The sequence below is a fragment of the Salmonella sp. 32070601201500089SM genome (genome assembly GCF_017573605.1).
In the GTDB taxonomy this organism is placed as follows: domain Bacteria; phylum Pseudomonadota; class Gammaproteobacteria; order Enterobacterales; family Enterobacteriaceae; genus Salmonella; species Salmonella enterica.
The window spans coordinates 371,387-387,641 of sequence record NZ_JAGETK010000003.1; the positions used below are offsets into that span (position 1 = coordinate 371,387).

Here is a 16,255-nt window from a genome sequence, read left to right on the forward strand (position 1 = left end):
GGGAATAATATGACCGGTATGAGTAATGTAAGCAAACTGGCCGGCGAGCCGTCAGGTCAGGAATTCCTGGTGTTTACACTGGGAAATGAAGAGTACGGCATCGATATCCTGAAAGTGCAGGAGATCCGTGGCTATGACCAGGTGACGCGCATCGCCAATACACCGGCCTTTATAAAAGGGGTGACCAACCTGCGCGGCGTGATTGTCCCCATTGTCGATCTGCGCGTGAAATTCTGCGAAGGCGACGTTGAGTATGATGATAATACGGTAGTGATCGTACTGAATCTGGGGCAACGTGTCGTCGGGATAGTGGTAGACGGCGTGTCTGACGTACTGTCGTTAACGGCGGAACAGATCCGTCCGGCGCCAGAATTTGCCGTGACCTTGTCAACAGAATATTTGACGGGATTGGGCGCGCTCGGCGAGCGTATGCTGATTCTGGTGAATATCGAAAAACTGCTTAACAGCGAAGAGATGGCGCTGCTGGATATCGCAGCATCACACGTCGCGTAATAACGTTGCCGGATGGCGTCGCGCCATCCGGCAATATTCACCGTTATGCTTCCGCCAGCGGTGAGAGTGCCTCTTCATCGCCCGCGCCCAGCCCCTGCATTTTGCGCCGGCATCGCCGCTGCGACACTGTCATTGGCAATGTCGTCTTCCGGAACAGCGTATTTCCTTTTTGCAAAAGTAAAGTTATCACCGCAGGTGCCGATAACGTTGATAACTCGTTATCAGGAAGGTGCCTTATGTTTAACCGTATCCGCGTTGTCACAATGCTGATGATGGTGCTGGGGGTTTTCGCACTGCTACAGCTTGTTTCCGGTGGTTTGCTGTTTTCTTCATTACAGCATAACAAGCAAGGTTTTGTTATTTCTAACGAATTACGCCAGCAACAAAGCGAACTCACGTCGACATGGGACTTAATGCTGCAAACGCGCATTAACCTGAGCCGCTCCGCCGCACGCATGATGATGGACGCTTCTAACCAGCAGAGCAGCGCCAAAACGGATTTACTCCAGAATGCAAAAACGACTCTCGCACAGGCGGCGGCGCACTACGCCAATTTCAAAAACATGACGCCATTGCCAGCGATGGCGGAGGCCAGCGCGAACGTCGATGAAAAATATCAGCGCTATCAGGCCGCATTAGCCGAACTTATTCAGTTTCTGGACAATGGCAATATGGATGCCTACTTCGCCCAGCCAACCCAGGGAATGCAAAACGCGTTGGGCGAGGCGCTGGGCAATTACGCCCGGGTGAGCGAAAACCTGTACCGCCAGACATTTGATCAAAGCGCTCATGACTACCGTTTTGCGCAATGGCAACTGGGGGGGCTTGCGGTCGTGCTGGTGCTGATTTTGATGGTGGTTTGGTTCGGCATTCGTCATGCCCTGCTTAACCCATTAGCGCGAGTGATTACTCATATCCGTGAAATTGCCAGCGGCGATCTGACGAAAACGCTCACTGTCTCAGGACGTAATGAAATTGGCGAACTGGCGGGAACGGTTGAACATATGCAACGCTCGCTGATTGACACCGTGACGCAGGTTCGTGAAGGTTCGGATGCGATTTATTCCGGCACCAGTGAAATTGCCGCCGGTAATACCGACCTCTCTTCCCGTACCGAACAGCAGGCATCCGCTCTGGAAGAGACGGCGGCCAGCATGGAACAACTGACGGCTACCGTGAAGCAAAACGCCGATAACGCCCGTCAGGCTTCGCAACTGGCGCAAAGCGCCTCCGAGACCGCGCGTCATGGCGGCAAAGTGGTCGACGGCGTGGTAAACACCATGCACGAAATTGCCGACAGTTCGAAAAAAATCGCTGACATTATCAGCGTTATCGACGGTATTGCCTTCCAGACTAACATTCTGGCGCTGAACGCGGCGGTAGAAGCGGCGCGCGCGGGAGAGCAGGGGCGCGGTTTTGCGGTCGTGGCAGGCGAGGTGCGTAATCTGGCCAGCCGCAGCGCCCAGGCGGCGAAAGAAATAAAAGCGTTGATTGAAGATTCCGTCTCGCGTGTCGATACCGGTTCTGTGCTGGTGGAAAGCGCCGGGGAAACCATGACTGACATCGTCAATGCCGTTACGCGCGTCACGGATATCATGGGCGAAATCGCCTCCGCCTCGGATGAGCAAAGCCGGGGTATCGATCAGGTCGCTTTGGCCGTTTCCGAAATGGATCGCGTAACGCAACAGAACGCCTCGCTGGTTCAGGAATCCGCAGCGGCCGCCGCCGCGCTGGAAGAGCAGGCCAGCCGTCTGACCCAGGCGGTATCGGCTTTCCGCCTGGCATCGCGACCGCTGGTGGCAAATAAACCTGAGATGCGTTTGTCAGTGGACGCTCAGTCCGGCAATACGCCGCGGCCCTTAGCCGCCGGGGATGATGCGAACTGGGAAACCTTCTGATCGACGTGCGCTGTGTGCTGTCGGTTATCGATTAATTTGCGAACCCGCCGATCCCTTTCGTCTGGTTCGCATAGATAAAAGCAAAAAATGTGTAATACGGGAAGCATGGCGCTGCCGCAGGGCGCGCCCGTTGTACTTTGAATGTGATTAAGAAGGCGCTATGACATCATCTCTGCCCTCCGGGCAAACGTCAGTATTGTTACAGATGACACAGCGCCTCGCGCTGTCCGACGCGCATTTTCGTCGGATATGTCAATTAATCTACCAGCGCGCAGGGATCGTGCTGGCCGACCATAAGCGGGATATGGTTTATAACCGCCTGGTCCGTCGGCTGCGTGCCCTGGGACTGGATGATTTTGGCCGTTATCTCAGTATGCTGGAGGCTAATCAAAACAGCGCTGAGTGGCAGGCTTTTATCAACGCTCTGACTACCAACCTGACCGCTTTTTTTCGCGAGGCGCACCATTTTCCCATCCTTGCGGAACATGCGCGTCGCCGCCACGGCGAGTACCGCGTCTGGAGTGCGGCGGCATCGACAGGAGAAGAACCTTACAGTATCGCCATTACGCTGGCGGATGCGTTAGGGATGGCCCCCGGTCGCTGGAAAGTATTCGCCAGCGATATTGATACTGAAGTGCTGGAAAAAGCGAGAAGCGGTATTTATCGCCTCAGCGAACTGAAAACGTTATCGCCGCAGCAGCTACAACGTTACTTCATGCGCGGTACGGGGCCGCATGAAGGACTGGTGCGCGTGCGTCAGGAACTGGCCAATTATGTTGAATTTTCCTCCGTTAATTTATTGGAAAAGCAGTACAACGTACCCGGTCCCTTTGACGCGATTTTTTGCCGTAACGTCATGATCTATTTTGATAAAACGACTCAGGAGGACATTCTGCGCCGTTTTGTTCCACTCCTTAAACCTGACGGACTGTTGTTTGCCGGTCACTCAGAAAACTTTAGCAACCTCGTGCGCGAGTTTAGCCTGCGCGGACAGACGGTGTATGCGCTAAGTAAGGATAAAGCATGAGTAAAATCAGGGTATTGTCAGTTGATGATTCCGCGCTAATGCGCCAAATCATGACTGAAATTATTAATAGCCATAGCGATATGGAGATGGTGGCGACTGCGCCGGACCCGTTGGTCGCCAGGGATCTCATCAAAAAATTTAATCCGGACGTATTGACCCTGGACGTTGAGATGCCGCGTATGGACGGCCTCGATTTTCTGGAAAAACTGATGCGCCTGCGACCGATGCCGGTGGTGATGGTCTCTTCGCTGACCGGGAAAGGTTCCGAAGTGACGCTACGGGCGCTGGAGTTGGGGGCCATCGATTTTGTCACCAAACCGCAGCTTGGTATTCGTGAAGGTATGCTGGCGTATAGCGAGATGATCGCCGAAAAAGTGCGTACCGCCGCGCGGGCCCGCATCGCCGCACATAAACCGATGGCGGCCCCGGCAACCTTAAAAGCCGGTCCGCTGCTCAGTTCGGAAAAACTGATTGCTATCGGCGCTTCAACGGGCGGTACTGAAGCTATCCGACATGTGCTGCAACCGCTGCCGCTTTCCAGTCCGGCAGTGATTATTACGCAGCATATGCCGCCTGGCTTTACCCGCTCGTTTGCCGAGCGCCTGAATAAACTCTGTCAAATCAGCGTGAAGGAGGCCGAGGATGGCGAACGCGTATTGCCAGGTCATGCCTACATTGCGCCCGGCGACAAGCATATGGAGCTGGCGCGTAGCGGGGCGAATTATCAAATCAAAATTCATGATGGCCCGCCGGTAAACCGGCATCGGCCTTCCGTGGATGTGCTGTTTCATTCGGTGGCGAAACACGCGGGGCGCAACGCCGTAGGCGTCATTCTTACGGGGATGGGCAACGATGGCGCCGCTGGAATGTTAGCGATGTACCAGGCTGGCGCCTGGACCATTGCGCAAAACGAAGCAAGTTGTGTGGTGTTCGGCATGCCGCGCGAGGCCATCAATATGGGTGGCGTAAGCGAAGTGGTCGATCTTAGCCAGGTAAGCCAGCAGATGTTGGCGAAAATCAGTGCCGGACAGGCGATACGTATTTGAACCAGGAGTAGTATTTTATGGCGGATAAAGAGCTTAAATTTTTGGTTGTGGATGACTTTTCGACCATGCGTCGTATCGTGCGCAACCTCTTAAAAGAGCTTGGATTTAACAATGTGGAAGAGGCCGAAGACGGCGTCGATGCGCTGAACAAGCTCCAGGCGGGCGGCTTTGGTTTTATTATCTCCGACTGGAACATGCCGAACATGGATGGCCTGGAGCTGCTGAAAACCATTCGCGCCGATAGCGCCATGTCGGCGTTACCCGTGTTGATGGTCACGGCGGAAGCCAAGAAAGAGAATATTATCGCCGCCGCACAGGCTGGCGCCAGCGGTTATGTCGTAAAACCGTTCACCGCAGCGACTCTGGAAGAGAAGCTCAACAAAATCTTTGAGAAACTGGGCATGTGAGGATGCGATGATGATGCAACCATCTATCAAGCCTGCTGATGAAGGCTCAGCAGGAGACATCATTGCGCGCATCGGTAGTCTGACCCGAATGCTGCGCGACAGCCTGCGTGAACTGGGGCTGGACCAGGCGATTGCCGAAGCGGCGGAGGCGATCCCTGATGCGCGCGACCGTCTGGATTATGTCGTCCAGATGACGGCGCAGGCGGCGGAACGCGCGCTAAACAGTGTCGAAGCCTCGCAGCCGCATCAGGATGCGATGGAAAAAGAGGCGAAAGCGCTAACCCAACGTTGGGACGAGTGGTTTGACAATCCGATCGAGCTTTCCGACGCCCGTGAACTGGTGACGGATACGCGCCAGTTTCTCAGGGATGTCCCGGGCCATACCAGCTTTACTAACGCGCAACTGCTGGACATCATGATGGCGCAGGATTTCCAGGATCTGACGGGTCAGGTGATCAAACGCATGATGGACGTGATTCAGGAGATTGAACGCCAGTTGTTAATGGTGCTGCTGGAAAACATCCCGGAACAGAGCGCGCGACCAAAACGCGAGAACGAAAGCTTGCTCAACGGCCCGCAGGTGGATACCTCGAAAGCTGGCGTCGTTGCCAGTCAGGATCAGGTGGACGACCTGCTGGACAGTCTTGGCTTTTAAGCTTTTTTGACCTGATGGCGCTGCGCTTATCGGGTCCGAATCCGTCAACCCGGCCGGATACGATACTTTCTTATCGTATCCGGCTATCTCTATTAACGCCATAAACCCCGCCTTTTTTACCGCTTACTCTGCCCATTGGCGTAAAGCGGTTCTGGCATCATTCTCGCTTATCAATCTATCCAGGGTTTGCTGCGTGGCAGAAGAGAGCGACGACGACAAAACAGAAGCCCCCACACCCCACCGACTTGAAAAAGCGCGGGAAGAAGGGCAGATCCCCCGTTCCAGAGAACTGACCTCACTGCTGATATTGCTGGTGGGCGTTTGTATTATTTGGTTCGGCGGCGAGTCGTTAGCGCGGCAGCTGGCGGGAATGCTCTCAGCAGGCCTGCACTTCGATCACCGTATGGTGAACGATCCTAACCTGATCCTGGGGCAGATAATTTTGCTGATTAAAGCGGCGATGATGGCACTGCTACCGCTCATCGCGGGCGTGGTGCTGGTGGCGCTTATCTCGCCGGTTATGCTTGGCGGCCTGATTTTTAGCGGTAAGTCGCTACAGCCAAAATTTTCTAAATTAAACCCGCTGCCGGGAATTAAGCGCATGTTTTCGGCGCAGACCGGCGCGGAACTGCTAAAAGCGGTGTTGAAATCCACGCTGGTCGGCTGCGTTACCGGCTTTTATCTCTGGCATCACTGGCCGCAAATGATGCGCCTGATGGCGGAGTCGCCGATCGTCGCAATGGGGAATGCGCTGGATCTGGTTGGACTCTGCGCGTTACTGGTGGTACTGGGCGTGATTCCGATGGTGGGATTTGACGTGTTTTTCCAGATCTTTAGCCACCTGAAAAAATTACGCATGTCGCGGCAGGACATTCGCGACGAATTTAAAGAGAGCGAAGGCGATCCGCATGTTAAGGGCAAAATTCGCCAGATGCAACGCGCCGCCGCGCAGCGCCGCATGATGGAAGATGTGCCGAAAGCGGACGTCATTGTCACTAACCCGACGCACTATTCCGTGGCGCTGCAGTATGACGAAAACAAAATGAGCGCGCCGAAAGTGGTCGCGAAGGGGGCTGGATTAATAGCGCTGCGCATTCGCGAGATCGGCGCTGAACATCGGGTTCCCACTTTAGACGCGCCGCCGCTGGCGCGGGCATTATATCGCCACGCCGAAATCGGTCAGCAAATTCCCGGGCAGTTATATGCTGCCGTTGCGGAAGTGTTGGCCTGGGTCTGGCAGCTTAAACGCTGGCGGCTTGCGGGCGGGCAACGTCCTCCACAACCTGAGAACCTTCCGGTGCCAGAAGCGCTGGATTTTATGAACGAGAAGAATACTGATGGCTAATCTGGTCGCGATGCTGCGCCTGCCCAGCAACCTGAAATCGACGCAATGGCAAATTCTTGCCGGGCCGATCCTCATTCTGCTGATTTTGTCGATGATGGTGCTGCCGCTACCTGCTTTTATCCTCGACTTATTGTTTACCTTTAATATTGCGCTATCGATCATGGTGCTGCTGGTGGCGATGTTTACCCAGCGTACTCTGGATTTTGCCGCGTTTCCGACCATCCTGCTGTTTACCACGCTACTGCGTCTGGCGCTTAACGTTGCCTCAACGCGCATTATTTTGATGGAAGGGCATACCGGCGCGGCGGCGGCGGGAAAGGTGGTAGAGGCGTTCGGTCATTTCCTGGTCGGCGGTAACTTCGCGATCGGGATTGTGGTTTTTATCATCCTCGTCATTATCAACTTCATGGTCATCACCAAAGGTGCCGGACGTATTGCCGAAGTCGGCGCGCGCTTTGTGCTGGATGGTATGCCCGGTAAGCAAATGGCGATTGACGCCGATCTTAATGCCGGTCTGATTGGTGAAGACGAGGCCAAAAAACGGCGTTCGGAAGTCACTCAGGAAGCCGACTTCTACGGCTCGATGGACGGGGCAAGTAAATTTGTACGCGGCGACGCCATCGCCGGTATTCTCATCATGGTCATTAACGTGGTCGGCGGGCTGCTGGTCGGCGTATTGCAGCACGGAATGAGCATAGGCAGCGCGGCGGAAAGCTACACTCTGCTGACCATTGGCGACGGCCTGGTCGCCCAGATCCCGGCGCTGGTTATCTCCACGGCGGCGGGCGTCATTGTGACCCGCGTCAGTACCGATCAGGATGTAGGCGAGCAGATGGTTGGCCAACTGTTCAGTAATCCAAGGGTGATGCTGCTGGCGGCGGCGGTGCTGGGGCTGCTTGGCATGGTGCCAGGAATGCCTAACCTGGTATTTTTACTTTTTACCGCCGCTTTGCTCGGCCTGGCATGGTGGCTGCGCGGGCGTGAAGAAAAAGCGCCGGAGGAGCCGCAGCCGGTAAAAATGCCGGAAAATAACTCGGTGGTCGAAGCCACCTGGAATGACGTACAGCTTGAGGATTCACTGGGAATGGAAGTGGGCTACCGCCTGATCCCGATGGTGGATTTTCAACAGGATGGCGAATTGCTCGGACGTATTCGCAGTATTCGTAAAAAATTCGCGCAGGATATGGGGTTCCTGCCGCCGGTGGTCCATATTCGCGACAATATGGATTTACAGCCTGCGCGCTACCGTATTTTGATGAAAGGGGTAGAGATCGGCAGCGGGGACGCCTATCCGGGACGCTGGCTGGCTATTAACCCCGGCACGGCGGCGGGAACGCTACCGGGCGAGAAAACCGTCGATCCAGCTTTTGGCCTTGATGCCATCTGGATTGAAAGCGCCCTGAAAGAGCAGGCGCAAATTCAGGGCTTTACCGTCGTGGAAGCCAGTACCGTTGTGGCGACGCACCTTAACCACTTGATTGGCCAATTCTCCGCCGAACTGTTTGGCCGCCAGGAAGCGCAGCAACTGTTGGATCGTGTCTCTCAGGAGATGCCTAAACTCACGGAAGATCTGGTCCCCGGCGTCGTGACCCTCACGACTTTACACAAAGTCCTGCAAAACTTACTGGCGGAAAAAGTCCCTATTCGCGATATGCGCACCATTCTGGAAACGCTGGCGGAACATGCGCCGTTACAAAGCGATCCGCATGAATTAACCGCCGTGGTACGCGTGGCATTAGGACGAGCGATTACGCAACAGTGGTTCCCCGGTAATGAAGAAGTGCAGGTGATTGGCCTGGATACCGCGCTGGAGCGTTTGCTGCTTCAGGCATTGCAGGGCGGCGGCGGTCTTGAGCCTGGGTTGGCGGATCGCCTGCTGGCGCAGACGCAAGAAGCGCTTTCTCGCCAGGAAATGCTTGGTGCGCCGCCGGTATTACTGGTTAACCATGCGCTACGTCCATTATTGTCCCGCTTTTTGCGGCGCAGTTTACCGCAGCTGGTGGTGTTGTCGAACCTTGAGCTTTCCGATAACCGTCATATCCGCATGACGGCGACCATTGGAGGAAAATAATGCGTAAATGGCTGGCGTTGTTGCTCTTTCCCCTGACGGTTCAGGCCGCAGGCGAAGGCGCGTGGCAGGATAGCGGTATGGGTGTAACCTTAAATTACCGGGGTGTTTCCGCATCGTCTTCGCCATTGTCGGCGCGCCAGCCGGTTTCCGGTGTGATGACGCTGGTCGCCTGGCGTTATGAACTGAATGGCCCGACTCCCGCGGGCTTACGGGTACGTTTATGTTCCCAGTCCCGTTGCGTAGAACTTGATGGTCAGAGTGGCACGACCCACGGTTTTGCTCATGTTCCCGCAGTCGAGCCGCTCCGCTTTGTCTGGGAAGTCCCCGGCGGCGGCCGACTTATCCCGGCGTTAAAAGTGCGGAGCAATCAGGTGATTGTGAACTACCGCTAACCGCCCCTTTCTTTGCCAGGTAGCAGACCTGACTCTCTTTTTGAATAAATAGAAACGCTGTTTTATAAAATGGTGAGGTAGGTTGCCGGACTCTTTGCGTTTTTGCCATTTACGCTCTGGCAATGGCAGAAACAAAAAGGTTTCCGCCCAGCTTAGCTTTTACTGTAGCGAATCGACTGCGTCGGCGGTAAAACTGCACGCAGCACTGAATTCGACATTACACAGAGGTTAAGCAAATGATGGTTTATCCAGTCAAACACAGTCCGCTATTGCGTCAGCCTGAGCATTTTATCGCCAGAGATGAACTAAAAGCCCTGGTGCAAAAGGTGACGCATAACCTGGTCAATATTAAAGATGAGACAGGCGAATTTTTATTGCGACTGGACGATGGACGCGTGATCGATACTAAAGGCTGGGCCGGATGGGAGTGGACGCACGGCGTGGGCCTGTACGGAATGTATCACTATTACCAACAGACCGGCGACCAGACGATGCGTAAGATCATTGATGACTGGTTTGCCGATCGTTTTGCGGAAGGCGCGACGACGAAAAACGTTAATACGATGGCGCCATTTTTAACGCTGGCGTATCGCTATGAAGAGACGCGTAATCCAGCGTATTTACCGTGGCTGGAAACGTGGGCCGAATGGGCGATGAATGAAATGCCCCGTACCGATCACGGCGGAATGCAGCACATCACGCTGGCGGGGGAAAATCATCAGCAGATGTGGGACGACACGCTAATGATGACGGTGCTGCCGTTGGCGAAAATCGGTAAACTGTTGAACCGGCCGGAATATGTGGAAGAGGCAACCTATCAGTTCCTGCTGCACGTGCAGAATTTGATGGATAAAGAGACGGGGCTGTGGTTCCACGGCTGGAGCTATGACGGTCATCATAACTTCGCTAACGCTCGCTGGGCGCGCGGCAACAGCTGGCTGACCATTGTGATCCCGGATTTTCTTGAACTGCTGGACTTGCCGGAAAATAATGCCGTGCGCCGTTATCTGGTCCAGGTACTGAATGCGCAGATCGCCGCGCTGGCGAAATGTCAGGATGAAAGCGGTTTGTGGCATACGCTGCTTGACGATCCGCACTCTTATCTTGAGGCGTCGGCGACGGCGGGTTTTGCCTACGGTATTCTTAAAGCGGTGCGCAAACGCTATGTCGGGCGGCACTATGCGCAGGTGGCGGAAAAAGCCATTCGGGGGATAGTGAAACATATCTCGCCGGAAGGCGAACTGCTGCAAACGTCATTTGGCACTGGCATGGGCCACGATCTCGATTTTTACCGTCATATTCCGTTGACCTCTATGCCTTACGGGCAGGCGATGGCAATGCTGTGTTTGACGGAATATCTGCGTAACTATTTCTGATGTATGCGGATATTCCGGGCATATCCTTCTCTGATGGCGCTTTGCTTATTTGACTATGGCGCCTGATCCGGCTGTGTGGTATCAGCCTGTGGATCAAACAGGTGGTCAAGGATTTTTCGCATGATGGGTGCGGCGGTAACGCCGTCGCTTCCGCCGTTTTCCAGAATCAAGGCAATAGCGACCTTAGGGTTTTTATACGGTGCAAAAGCGGTATAAAACACATGATCGCGCAGGCGAATGGGGATCATTTTCGCGTTGTAGGTCTGATTTTCTTTCAGGCTAAATACCTGCGACGTGCCGCTTTTGGCCGCAATGCCGTAGGGCGCGGTGTGAAAGAACTTATAGCCCGTTCCGTTGGGTGCATTCGCCATGCCATACATCGCCTGACGCACCAGTCCCCAGTATGGCGACGCCGGATCGGCTATCTGTGCCGGTGTTCCTGAAGGACGATACGGAACCACCGTTTTGCCGCTCTCTTCATTGAGTAACAGGTGAGGGGCAATCACCTTACCGTTGTTGATGAGCGCCACCATCGCTTTTACCATCTGGATGGGGGTGGCAATCCAGTAACCCTGGCCGATGCCGACAGAAATGGTATCGCCCTGATACCAGGCTTTTTTATGGACCCGCTGTTTCCATGCGCGGCTGGGAAGCAGCCCGTCATATTCTTCATTAAGGTCGATGCCCGTCGGTTTGCCATAGCCGAACTGAGACAACATCGTGTCGATACGGTCAATACCCATCATATAAGCGACCTGATAGAAAAAGGTATCCGCAGATTCCTCAATCGCTTTAGTGACATCCAGCATACCGTGTCCGGTTTTTTTCCAGTCCCGGTAATGCCGCTGCGTGCCGGGAAGCGTCCAGGTTGGCGCGCCAAAGAAGGTGGTTTGCGGCGTAATAATCCCGCATAACAGCGCGGACATTGCCATATAGGGTTTAACCGTTGACGCCGGAGGATAAAGCCCTTGCGTCACGCGGTTGATCAGCGGCAGATTTTTATCGTGCAGCAGTTTGCCGTAATCCTGATAGCTAATGCCTTTTACAAAGGGGTTCGGGTCGTAGCTGGGCATAGATACCATCGCCAGCACTGAACCATCGTGCGGATCTTCAACCAGTACGGCAGCACGCTGCCCGGCCAGCAAACTTTCAATGTACTCTTGTAAATGGAGATCCAGCGTCAGGTGAATGTTCTTACCCGCGATGGGAGGAACGTCTTTCAGCAGGCGGACAATACGCCCGTGATTATCCACCTCGACCTCCTGATAACCGGTTTTACCATGAAGATCGTTTTCGTAGTAACGCTCAATCCCCTGTTTACCGATGTTATGGTCCGCCGCGTAATTCTCTGCCAGCCCTTTTTTATCCAGCGCTTTAAGGTCGTTATCGTTTATCTTTGACACGTAACCGAGAACATGCGCCAGCTCCGCGCCGTAAGGATACTGCCGATCCTGATAGCTATTGATCGTGACGCCGTTGAAATGAAACTGATTGACCGCAAAGCGTGCGATTTCAACATCCGTTAGCGCGTTTTTGAGCACCACCGGACGATAGCGGCTACTGGATTTTAGCGCACGGCGAAAGTCGGAGATATCGTCGGGGGAGAGATCAACAATAGGGGTGAGCTGTTTTAGCAGCGCATCCATATCGGCAATTTTATAGGGCGTAACCGCGATATCATACCAGGTTACGTTACGCACCAGCGGAATGCCGTTGCGATCGTAAATGATGCCGCGCGTGGGCGCGACGGGTAGCATCTTGATATCGTTCTCATTCGAACGGGTGGTGTAGTAGTGGTGCTGGCGGATTTGCAAGTTATAGAGGTTGAAGATCAGGATACCAAAGCAGACAACCACTACACCAAACGCCACAATCACACGTCTCAGGAAGAGTTTCTCTTCCGCATCAAAGTCTTTAAAAGTCATTACCTGTACCTGAACAATCCGCCGCCTAATGATACGGGGCGGTCAGCGCCAGCACAGGTAAAAGATGTTCCATCTCTCTATAGAAATGTGTCATTCCTTGTGATTTGTTACAGATATACCGCTGTGGCAATAAAAAGGCCTGAGTCCGTTATCCGGAGTCAGGCCTGATGATGTTAACGACGGCGCGTTTACATGCGTTCTACGGTTTCGATACCCAACGTATCCAGACCCAGTTTCAGCGTCTTCGCCGTCAGTTGCGCCAGTTTTAGGCGGCTATTGCGAACCGCGTCATTCTCGGCGCTGAGAATAGGGCAGTGCTCGTAGAAGCCGGAGAACAGCCCGGCGACGTCATACAGATACGCGCACATGACGTGCGGCGTACCTTCACGCGCGACCACCGTCAGGGTTTCTTCAAACTGCAGCAGACGGGCAGCGAGTTGCGCTTCGCGATCTTCGCTAATGATAACCGGCGCGCTCGCCAGCGCCTGCTCGTCGATGTCCGCTTTACGGAAAACAGACAGCACACGCGTATAGGCATACTGCATATAAGGAGCGGTATTGCCTTCGAAAGCCAACATATTATCCCAGTCGAAGATATAGTCAGTGGTGCGGTTTTTTGACAGATCGGCGTATTTCACCGCGCCAATACCGACGGCGTTAGCCAGTTTTTCCAGCTCGTCAGCCGACATATCCGGGTTCTTCTCCGCCACCAGACGACGCGCGCGCTCCAGCGCCTCATCCAGCAGGTTCGCCAGTTTCACCGTACCGCCCGCGCGAGTTTTAAACGGTTTACCGTCTTTACCCAACATCATGCCGAACATGTGGTGTTCCAGCGGAACGGAATCCGGCACATAACCGGCTTTACGCACAATGGTCCAGGCCTGCATCAGGTGCTGGTGCTGACGGGAGTCAATGTAGTAGAGCACGCGGTCGGCGTGCAGCGTTTCGTAACGGTATTTGGCGCAGGCGATATCGGTAGTGGTATACAGATAACCGCCATCTTTCTTCTGAATAATGACGCCCATCGGGTCGCCTTCCTTGTTTTTAAACTCATCAAGGAAAACCACCGTTGCGCCTTCGCTTTCAACCGCCAGGCCTTTGGCTTTCAGATCGGCGACGATGCCCGGCAGCATCGGATTATACAGACTTTCGCCCATCACATCGTCACGCGTCAAAGTGACGTTCAGGCGATCATAGGTGATCTGGTTTTGCGTCATCGTGATATCAACCAGCTTACGCCACATCTCACGGAAATAGGTATCACCGCTCTGCAATTTGACGACGTAGTTACGCGCGCGCTCGGCAAACGCTTCATCTTCGTCATAATGCTTTTTCGCATCGCGGTAGAATCCTTCGAGATCCGCCAGCGCCATGTCGCCCGCGTTTTCCTGCTGCTGTTTTTCCAGCCAGGCGATAAGCATACCGAACTGGGTACCCCAGTCGCCGACGTGGTTAGCGCGAATAACATGATGGCCCAGAAACTCCAGCGTGCGCACTGCCGCATCGCCGATAATCGTGGAGCGTAGATGACCAACGTGCATCTCTTTCGCGACGTTGGGCGCGGAGTAGTCGACGACAATCGTCTGACGAGTCGGCTGAGAAACGCCCAGACGTTCGGAGGCCAGCGCCTGTTGCACCTGTTCAGCGAGAAAAGCCGGTTCGAGGAAAATATTGATAAAGCCAGGGCCGGCGATTTCAACCTTGCTGGCGATGCCGCTGAGATCCAGATGAGTCAGCACCTGCTCTGCAAGTTGTCGGGGGGCCATACCCAGTTTTTTCGCAACTGCCATCATGCCGTTGGCCTGATAGTCGCCGAACTGAACTTTGGCTGACTGACGAACCTGGGGCTCGCAATCTGCAGGCGCGCCTGCAGCAATCATGGCCTGACTAACTTTTTCTGAGAGAAGAGCCTGAATATTCACCGGAATACCTTACGTTTATGAAGCGGGCTGTATTGCCCGCGCCAGTTTAAGAATTAGGGCGGGAGTATACTGCAAATGCCCGTTGGCGTCAGCATTGCGCGCGCGGCGCGTCGCCTGAAATATACGCAACAATAATCTGCATAAGCATTCAATAAACGCCCAATCAAATCAAAGGTTGGTTGCCGGGGCGCAACAGCGTAAATTAGCGGTTTTCACAGCAAGAAGAGCGTCCTGATATGGCGAACTGGCAACACATTGATGAACTGCATGATATTTCCGCAGATTTACCGCGATTCACTCTGGCGTTCAGAGAACTTTCCACTCGCCTTGGTCTGCAGATTAGCGCCCTTGAGGCCGATCACATTTCATTGCGCTGTCACCAGAATACGACGGCGGAGCGTTGGCGTCGCGGTTTTGAACAATGCGGCGAGCTACTGTCGGAAAATATCATCAACGGCAGGCCGATTTGTCTGTTTAAACTGCATGAACCGGTATGTGTGGAACACTGGCGGTTTTCTGTTATTGAATTACCGTGGCCGGGAGAAAAACGCTATCCACACGAAGGGTGGGAGCATATTGAAATCGTGCTGCCCGGCGAGCCGGAGACCTTGAACGCGAGGGCGCTGGCGTTGTTGTCGGATGAGGGGCTTAGTCAGCCGGGGATCGTGGTTAAAACCAGTTCGCCACAGGGCGAGCATGAACGTTTGCCAAACCCTACGCTGGCCGTGACCGATGGCCGCATCACGGTAAAATTTCATCCATGGTCGATTGAAGCGATTGTCGCCAGCGAACAGGCGGCCCATTAACCTGCCGAGCGGAGTGAATATGGCGTTACTTGAGATCTGTTGTTACAGCATGGAATGCGCGCTCACCGCGCAGCGAAACGGCGCGGATCGTATCGAACTGTGCGCCGCGCTGAAAGAAGGCGGGCTTACGCCTTCGCTGGGCGTCTTACGCAGCGTGCGCGAGCATATTACGATTCCCGTACATCCGATTATTCGTCCTCGCGGCGGGGATTTTTATTACACTGACGGCGAATTTGCCGCCATGCTGGAAGATATTCGCCTCGTCAGAGAGTTGGGTTTTCCCGGGCTGGTTACTGGTGTGTTGACCGTTGATGGGGATGTCGATATGTCGCGAATGGAAAAAATAATGGCGGCGGCCGGACCGCTGGCGGTGACATTCCACCGCGCCTTCGATATGTGCGCTAATCCCTTCAATGCGCTAAAGAATCTGGCTGACGCAGGCGTAGCAAGAGTACTGACTTCCGGGCAAAAAGCCGATGCGGCGCAAGGTTTATCAATAATTATGGAACTTATTGCCCAGGGGGATGCTCCAATCATTATGGCTGGTGCGGGGGTTCGTGCAAATAACCTGCAGAATTTCCTCGATGCCGGAGTACGGGAAGTACACAGTTCCGCCGGAGTTTTACTGCCTTCGCCGATGCGCTATCGCAATCAGGGGTTATCGATGTCTGCCGATATACAGGCGGACGAGTATTCTCGCTATAGAGTAGAGGGTGCGGCGGTCGCTGAAATGAAAGGAATCATTGTTCGCCATCAGGCCAAATGATTTTTACCGTTGCATCATGTCGCCCAATATGATGCTTGCTCGTACCAGGCCCCTGCCAATTCAACAGGGGCCTTTTTTTCTCCTTCATATTTCAAGCCGCAGCAGC

Annotated in this window: 14 protein-coding genes; 12 read left to right on the forward strand and 2 right to left on the reverse strand. The window is 54.3% G+C overall.

Going from position 1 to position 16,255, the window contains the following annotated elements:
* The first annotated feature begins 9 nt into the window (after positions 1–9).
* From cheW to J4728_RS07820, 10 genes are all read left to right on the forward strand, one after another.
* Positions 10–513 carry a chemotaxis protein CheW gene (gene cheW, locus J4728_RS07775; RefSeq protein WP_000147295.1) on the forward strand — a complete coding sequence of 168 codons (504 nt, stop codon included), beginning with the start codon at positions 10–12 and terminating at the stop codon, positions 511–513.
* 236 nt (positions 514–749) lie between these two features.
* Positions 750–2,411 carry a methyl-accepting chemotaxis protein II gene (tar, locus tag J4728_RS07780; protein ID WP_208211523.1) on the forward strand — a complete coding sequence of 554 codons (1,662 nt, stop codon included), beginning with the start codon at positions 750–752 and terminating at the stop codon, positions 2,409–2,411.
* 160 nt (positions 2,412–2,571) lie between these two features.
* On the forward strand, positions 2,572–3,438 hold the full coding sequence (gene cheR / locus J4728_RS07785; RefSeq protein WP_000204362.1) for a protein-glutamate O-methyltransferase CheR: 867 nt from the start codon (positions 2,572–2,574) through the stop codon (positions 3,436–3,438).
* Positions 3,435–4,484 (forward strand): protein-glutamate methylesterase/protein glutamine deamidase, encoded by a 1,050-nt coding sequence (cheB, locus tag J4728_RS07790; protein ID WP_000036389.1) that lies wholly within the window; start codon positions 3,435–3,437, stop codon positions 4,482–4,484. The genes cheR and cheB overlap by 4 nt, the downstream gene beginning before the upstream one ends.
* Before the next feature lie 17 nt (positions 4,485–4,501).
* Complete coding sequence (gene cheY, locus J4728_RS07795; protein ID WP_000763861.1) at positions 4,502–4,891, forward strand: chemotaxis response regulator CheY; 390 nt, start codon at positions 4,502–4,504, stop codon at positions 4,889–4,891.
* A gap of 10 nt (positions 4,892–4,901) precedes the next feature.
* Complete coding sequence (gene cheZ / locus J4728_RS07800; protein ID WP_000983586.1) at positions 4,902–5,546, forward strand: protein phosphatase CheZ; 645 nt, start codon at positions 4,902–4,904, stop codon at positions 5,544–5,546.
* Between the two features lie 193 nt (positions 5,547–5,739).
* Positions 5,740–6,891: a flagellar biosynthesis protein FlhB gene (gene flhB / locus J4728_RS07805; RefSeq protein WP_208211524.1), complete on the forward strand. Its 1,152-nt coding sequence runs from the start codon at positions 5,740–5,742 to the stop codon at positions 6,889–6,891.
* The gene (gene flhA, locus J4728_RS07810) at positions 6,884–8,962 is read left to right on the forward strand and encodes a flagellar biosynthesis protein FlhA (RefSeq protein WP_000002386.1); all 2,079 of its coding nucleotides are present in this window, start codon (positions 6,884–6,886) and stop codon (positions 8,960–8,962) included. The genes flhB and flhA overlap by 8 nt, the downstream gene beginning before the upstream one ends.
* A complete protein-coding gene (gene flhe, locus J4728_RS07815) occupies positions 8,962–9,354 on the forward strand; it encodes a flagellar protein FlhE (protein ID WP_001233619.1) in 393 nt (130 codons plus the stop codon). The genes flhA and flhe overlap by 1 nt, the downstream gene beginning before the upstream one ends.
* A gap of 236 nt (positions 9,355–9,590) precedes the next feature.
* Positions 9,591–10,730 (forward strand): glycoside hydrolase family 105 protein, encoded by a 1,140-nt coding sequence (locus tag J4728_RS07820; RefSeq protein WP_208211526.1) that lies wholly within the window; start codon positions 9,591–9,593, stop codon positions 10,728–10,730.
* A gap of 53 nt (positions 10,731–10,783) precedes the next feature.
* Here J4728_RS07820 and mrdA read toward each other — a convergent pair whose 3' ends face one another.
* Together mrdA and argS are read right to left on the reverse strand one after the other, a co-directional pair.
* Positions 10,784–12,655 (reverse strand): penicillin-binding protein 2, encoded by a 1,872-nt coding sequence (mrdA, locus tag J4728_RS07825; RefSeq protein WP_000142877.1) that lies wholly within the window; start codon positions 12,653–12,655, stop codon positions 10,784–10,786.
* Between the two features lie 188 nt (positions 12,656–12,843).
* A complete protein-coding gene (gene argS / locus J4728_RS07830; protein ID WP_208211528.1) occupies positions 12,844–14,577 on the reverse strand; it encodes an arginine--tRNA ligase in 1,734 nt (577 codons plus the stop codon).
* Positions 14,578–14,813: 236 nt separating this feature from the next.
* On the opposite strand from argS, the gene J4728_RS07835 reads away from it, so the two are divergent.
* Together J4728_RS07835 and cutC are read left to right on the forward strand one after the other, a co-directional pair.
* Positions 14,814–15,383 carry a VOC family protein gene (locus J4728_RS07835; protein WP_000024794.1) on the forward strand — a complete coding sequence of 190 codons (570 nt, stop codon included), beginning with the start codon at positions 14,814–14,816 and terminating at the stop codon, positions 15,381–15,383.
* Between the two features lie 19 nt (positions 15,384–15,402).
* On the forward strand, positions 15,403–16,149 hold the full coding sequence (gene cutC, locus J4728_RS07840) for a copper homeostasis protein CutC (RefSeq protein ID WP_208211530.1): 747 nt from the start codon (positions 15,403–15,405) through the stop codon (positions 16,147–16,149).
* Positions 16,150–16,255 lie beyond the last annotated feature (106 nt).